The organism is Microcoleus sp. S13C4 (assembly GCF_036700865.1).
Classification (GTDB): Bacteria; Cyanobacteriota; Cyanobacteriia; order Cyanobacteriales; family Microcoleaceae; genus Microcoleus.
In genome coordinates this window covers 1-5501 of record NZ_JAUBPS010000138.1, presented here as the reverse complement: position 1 = coordinate 5501, position 5501 = coordinate 1, and the positions used below count along the sequence as shown (strand labels likewise).

Sequence of the window (5501 nt, the reverse complement as noted above, 5' to 3'; positions counted from 1 at the left end):
TCTCTTGAGCTGCTGTGCCTTCTCAATTGAAAAAATTCCCCGACCATCGTGCTACCTGCGGAATGTGGGTTTTATTTTTAATTAAGAACAGTACGGCTGCTGTTGCTAGCAATAACAGAATTCCGGCTGCACCTGCTAGCGGTTTTGCTGCTATTCCTGTAATCCATTCCGGTGCGCGGCCTGTCGGATTAATTGCGCCTTCTGTATCTACGGTTGTTATACCCCAAATCCAAGCTGCGTGAATGCCGATCGCCAATCCTAAACTGCCATTGTCGGCGATGCGGGCTAATGTTAAAACCATCCCCATCAGCCACAATCCGGGCAGTTGCGGTAGAGTTTCTTTGGCTGCCCAAATTAGGTGGGCGATCGCGAAAATAAAACTGGCGATCGCGGCTGCGATTAGCATTGAGTAATCTTGCTGGAGTATCGTTTGCAAGCAGCCACGAAAGATTAACTCTTCTGTGGCGCTAATCCACAGTGCTAATAACAGAGTCAGCAGACTAGCAGGGTTAATGATTAAAGTCCAAAAATTAATTTTTTCTTCGCCTATTTCTGTGGAATTTTCGCTTTTTTTTAGCTCGATCCAGCCTGCGGTTAATTGCAGACCGAATAAAATTACTAAGCTGATTATTCCTAATCCTAATCCCCGCATTAATGATATCAAAACTGCGGGTTGCCAATCCCAACCCCAGTTAATAAAAGATGTGCTTTCGATCCAACTTGTCGCCCATAAAATGAAGGGGACAATCACGTAGAGGGAAGCTAGTAAAGGTAGTTTTTTGTTTCCCAGGGGTTGGGGTGGATGCCATTTGAGGGCGATCGCCAGCAAAATCGCTGCGGGAAGCCACACAACAATCCAAGTTGAGAAAAACAAGATTATTTTGACAATTGCTGGTATTGACGGCGACAGCAGTCGCAGGTTAGTTATACTATTCCACATTTAATGGGTTGCAACTATAATACTGTTGACTGTTGGCTGTTGGCTGTTGACTGTTAATTCTTAACTAATGACTAATGACTAATAACTAATGACTACCGATCGAGCTTGCGCTGAATTTGCCTCAGAGACTGGTACATTTCGGGCAAGCGGTTGTAGACGGCTGCGGCTTTGAGAAATAGTTTGTGGGGAATTGCTGGAACTCCCGTCACGATCGCCCCTGGTGCAACATCGCTGTGAATTCCGGCTTTAGCAGTGGCGATCGCCCCATCTCCGATTTTGGCTTGATTGGCAATTCCCACTTGACCTGCCAAAATTACATTGTTGCCAATTTTTACTCCGCCGGCCATGCCAACGTGAGCAGCAAACGCGCAATTTTTTCCTACTTGACAGCCGTGACCTACGTGTACTAAATTGTCGATTTTTGTATTTTGGCCGATGCGGGTTTCTCCGACAGCGGGCCTGTCGATCGTGCTGTTGCAGCCAACCTCAACGCCCTCTTCTAGTACAGTGCAGCCAGACTGCTCCATTTTCACCCATCCTGTGGCTGTCGGCACAAACCCAAAACCTTCGCTGCCGATCGCCGCACCGCTGTGAATCACGCAATTTGCTCCGATGCGAGTACGTTCGTGAATGACACAATTAGCGTGTAAAACAGTGCCTTCGCCTATTTCCGCATCTGGGTAAATTACGACATTTGGATGAATGCAAACGTTGCTGCCAATTTTGACTTTTGCTTGAATAACGGCGTGGGGGCCGATATAGACATTTTCACCAATTTCTGCTGAGGGGTGAACGACGGCTGAGGGATTAATTTCGGATGCTGGGCGAAACGGTTGATAGAAAATGGCGATCGTTTCAGCAAACAGTAATCGCGGATCTGCTGCGGCAATCCAAGCAATGTTGCGATCGGTACATTGAGCTTGGAGGCTTTCATCTAAGGGTAAAATTAAAGCCGAAGCATTTGTAGTGGCTGTATGAACGGCAAATTTAGCACCTTCTATGTAACTGATTGTGCCCGATGCAGCTTCATCGACAGGGGCCGCGCCTGTAATTTCTGGATCGGTAGCCACCCACGCTGTGAAAGTGCGACTGGTGGCCAAGTTAAGTTTTTGTACTATTTCGCTAAACTTCATCTATAAAAATTTGTTGTTAACACAGATCGATCATAGTTAAAAATACCAGGTTTGGAGCACGATCTCAGCAGTTGCCATTTAAAAAACAAAAACCCCGGTTTCTTGAAGAAGTCGGGGTTGTAGCGCTCGATTATTTTTGGCAATTATTTTACAGAAACTGCATCTACGTCAACGGTGCTGCCTTTGGCTTCAGAATAATTGGCACCGGTGGCTTCGGATGCTGAAGCTGTCTCTGTTTGGCGAGATTTAAAGTAGTCGATCGACATTTGCGAAATTTCGGAAATCAGCAGCACAGCAATTGCCACATCGTCAATTTGACCGATGACTGGCAGGAAATCCGGGGCTATGTCGATCGGGCTTATGAGATATGCCAGGGTTCCGAGAATAATCCACCAGCGGTACTTGGGGTTGCGGAGCGTCTCGCGGTACCAGTTGTAAACAGATTGTATAGAAAAGTTCATGCGCTTGTCCTCTACTTATATTTTCAATCTTGACAAATTCTCGCTCGAAATGCTTGTGGAGATATCCCCCCTAGGGTTGGCAAGAGAATTCTACCTGGGAGTATTGGGAATTGAGGAGGGAGAAGTTGTCAAGCTGTGTCGGAAGGGCGGGGACTCTTGACAACGCCCCTACACAAACCTGAAAGATGAAAGCCGATGGAATTAATCTGTATTTATCTGCGTTTATCTGTGGTTTAAAACCATCTTTATCTATTACGTGTATGGAGTGATTAAATCAACTTACTTAAATTGAGATTTTTCAACCGCAGATGTCAGCAGATAAACACAGATGAACGCCGATGGGATTCATCTGTGTTTATTTGCTGTTTAAACAAATCTTCATCTCTCTGACTCACGAATTTTGAAAGATCCATTTTTGGTCGCCGATCGCAATTTCGCAGCCATTTGGCAGCCAAAAAGGCTCGTTAGCCGCCAGCCTCTGCCCCCCTACAAAAGTGCCGTTGGAACTGCCACTATCGACAAGTTGATATCGCTGTTTGCCAATTTCGTCATTAGCCCGGCGGATTTGAGCGTGGTAGCGCGAACTTTGCGGATCTTGTAATACTAAAGTGTTGGTTGGTTCGCGTCCAATTGTAAAGGGATTGGCTGTTAGGGCGATCGCCTCTCCAGAAAGTTTGTAGATTAAATATGCGGTTGTTTTGCGATCGCTGCTTGCGAGTACCGTCGGTGCAAGTTGGGGAGGATTTCTCCCAGCAGGAAGGCTGTTTTGAGCAAGTTGTTGTGTTAGTTGTTGTAAATCTCGATCGAACCCTGCTGCTGTGTCTGAAGCTGGAAGACTCGCAGGAGAATTACCTGAAATTAAGTTTAACTGCTGTACGGGAGATTGAGGAACAATCGGACGGCCTGCTTCGGCAATTCTCATTTGCAGGGCGGCGGCATTTTCTGCTTCCTGTCGGGCACTCATTCCCTCAACTTGGCGAATAACTCCGTTAGTTTCGGGAAAGCTGACATCGCCAATTCGCACGTCTTCTAAGTTAAAGCCTAGGGTATAAAAATCTTGGACGCGATCGAGCAAATTTTGGCGCAGCAACAGCCGTCCTTGACTAATAAGCTGTTGTAGGGGTATTTGCCCGATCGCTAATCCCATACAATCCTTAACTGCACTTGCTAAAACAGCTAGAGGCTCGGACAATTCCAAAGCTACTCGTTTGGGATCTATAACTTGATAAATAACAGTCAGAGTGGCATCAATTAAAAATCGATCCTTAGATAAAAAATCTCCGTGTGACTGTACATCCAAATTGCGGAGTTTGGTGTCTACGAGGACAATTTGACACTGTTCCAGCAGGGGAAGGGCGAAGCTGAAATGCCGCCCGGATTTCAGGGTACGCACGGCGCGGCCGTTTTTGACCAACAAACCCGTGTAACCCGCCCCTATAAAGTCCATACTAAACCCGGCCCAGCGTTCTGGAGTTATCGTTTGAATCAGGGGAGAAGCGTTGTTCATGGGAGGGAGTTGAGGGAGGTTCGATTCTACTTTTAGGGTAACAAATTGCTGAGGGCGAGCGATCGGGCGGTGTGCCGGTTCCGCAACCTCTATTCTATACTTCTGGATTCCCCGCGATTCAGGCCGGACTGGATCGAGTTTGCATCTAGTTGATGGTGGGGGCGATCGAAATGCCGTTCGTAGGGTAATTTATAATCAAGATTAATGTGTCCCGTTAATCTCTCATGACTACACAATCTGCTTCGCGTTATGTCGCACGTCACCCTGAAATCTTGCAAGGGGGACCCATTATCGCAGGAACGAGAACTTCGGTTCGTGCGATTGTAGAATTATGGCGTTTAGGTATTACTCCTGAAGAAATTCCGATGCACTTACCTCATCTGAAATTAGCTCAAATTTTTGGTAGTAGTAAATATGTAGTGAGTGAATATTTATTGCCTCAACGTATAATTATAATGATGGATCACATACCAAATAGCACCAATATGGTTTTCTATTTTTTTAGAAAAGGAAAGAGTTTTTATTACGAGACGAGAAACACGTTGGTGCCAAGTATTATTGAATATTTCAATAGGATTAGTTTTTCCACTATCTTTACCAACTGGCTGAGGGCGTTTGCTTGGAAAAATACAAGCATAGGCAGCCCAAAAATCTGTATAGCAAACAGCACATGGTCGATATACAGGAGGTAGAGAATTCCATAATTGTTTTGCTCCTTCTTCGCTACGATCCCAACATAAACACCAATAATTTCTCTGGTCTCTCTATCCATTGCTAACCACACCAATTGCTTATTTTGTGGGTCATCTACCAATGTTCACATTTCGTCAAATTCAACCTTCAATCTGACTTTTTTTTTAGATTTAACCTTTACTCTGCGTTCGATTGAGGCATATTTATTATTTACGTAATCCTGTAAGCATTTTTGAGAAACACGCCTTTCTCCTGGCTATACCAGCCAAATAAATCTTCTCCCAAAGAAGTCGAGCGATTAATTTTTTTGCTGGTGAGCTAATTACTTTCTTGCTAGGGTTCTCTACCAATGGGCGGCCGCAACTCTGACATTTTTGTGATGGTTTTTTATCGTAAATTCTACCCTTTTTAACTATGTTATTTGAACCACAATCAGGGCAATATGGTCGTGAAAATAGCAGATTATATGACTAAATTAATGTTGGCAAACATCAAGAATCCCAGCAAGAGTTACTTGTGATAGCATAAGTGTAACTCACTCTACATTCGAGCGCGTAAAGAAATATTAAAAGCACAAAATTTGATTACGTGAGCTATAAAATTATCCTATGGGTTCAATTACTGTAATTAAATTACACTACATATTTATCACTACCCAGGATTTGTGTTGAATTTAAGGCGAGTGTGGCGTTATACCATTTTTTTAAAGATGTGATAGAGATAAAGAATGTAAAATCCAAGACCATCCAGTGAGAAAACCAATGACG

General features: G+C 44.4%; 4 protein-coding genes and 2 pseudogenes. 1 reads left to right on the top strand and 5 read right to left on the bottom strand.

Annotated elements, in window-relative coordinates; translation table 11 throughout:
- Window positions 1-22: 22 nt before the first annotated feature.
- From QT996_RS28025 to QT996_RS28010, 4 genes are all read right to left on the bottom strand, one after another.
- The gene (locus tag QT996_RS28025) at window positions 23-940 is read right to left on the bottom strand and encodes a CPBP family glutamic-type intramembrane protease (RefSeq protein ID WP_333050735.1); all 918 of its coding nucleotides are present in this window, start codon (window positions 938-940) and stop codon (window positions 23-25) included.
- A gap of 92 nt (window positions 941-1032) precedes the next feature.
- Entirely contained in the window at window positions 1033-2073 is a 1041-nt protein-coding gene (gene lpxD, locus QT996_RS28020; protein ID WP_333050733.1) for a UDP-3-O-(3-hydroxymyristoyl)glucosamine N-acyltransferase, read from the bottom strand.
- Window positions 2074-2216: 143 nt separating this feature from the next.
- A complete protein-coding gene (locus QT996_RS28015; protein ID WP_333050732.1) occupies window positions 2217-2534 on the bottom strand; it encodes a YkvA family protein in 318 nt (105 codons plus the stop codon).
- A 391-nt stretch (window positions 2535-2925) separates the two neighbouring features.
- Window positions 2926-4041: an SPFH domain-containing protein gene (locus tag QT996_RS28010; RefSeq protein ID WP_333050731.1), complete on the bottom strand. Its 1116-nt coding sequence runs from the start codon at window positions 4039-4041 to the stop codon at window positions 2926-2928.
- A 224-nt stretch (window positions 4042-4265) separates the two neighbouring features.
- Between QT996_RS28010 and QT996_RS28005 the strand changes: the two are divergent.
- A pseudogene (locus QT996_RS28005) lies at window positions 4266-4430 on the top strand (DUF433 domain-containing protein); the annotation flags it as partial.
- A gap of 42 nt (window positions 4431-4472) precedes the next feature.
- Here the strand turns inward: QT996_RS28005 and QT996_RS28000 are convergent.
- Window positions 4473-5195: pseudogene (locus tag QT996_RS28000) on the bottom strand (IS1 family transposase).
- Window positions 5196-5501: the final 306 nt, after the last annotated feature.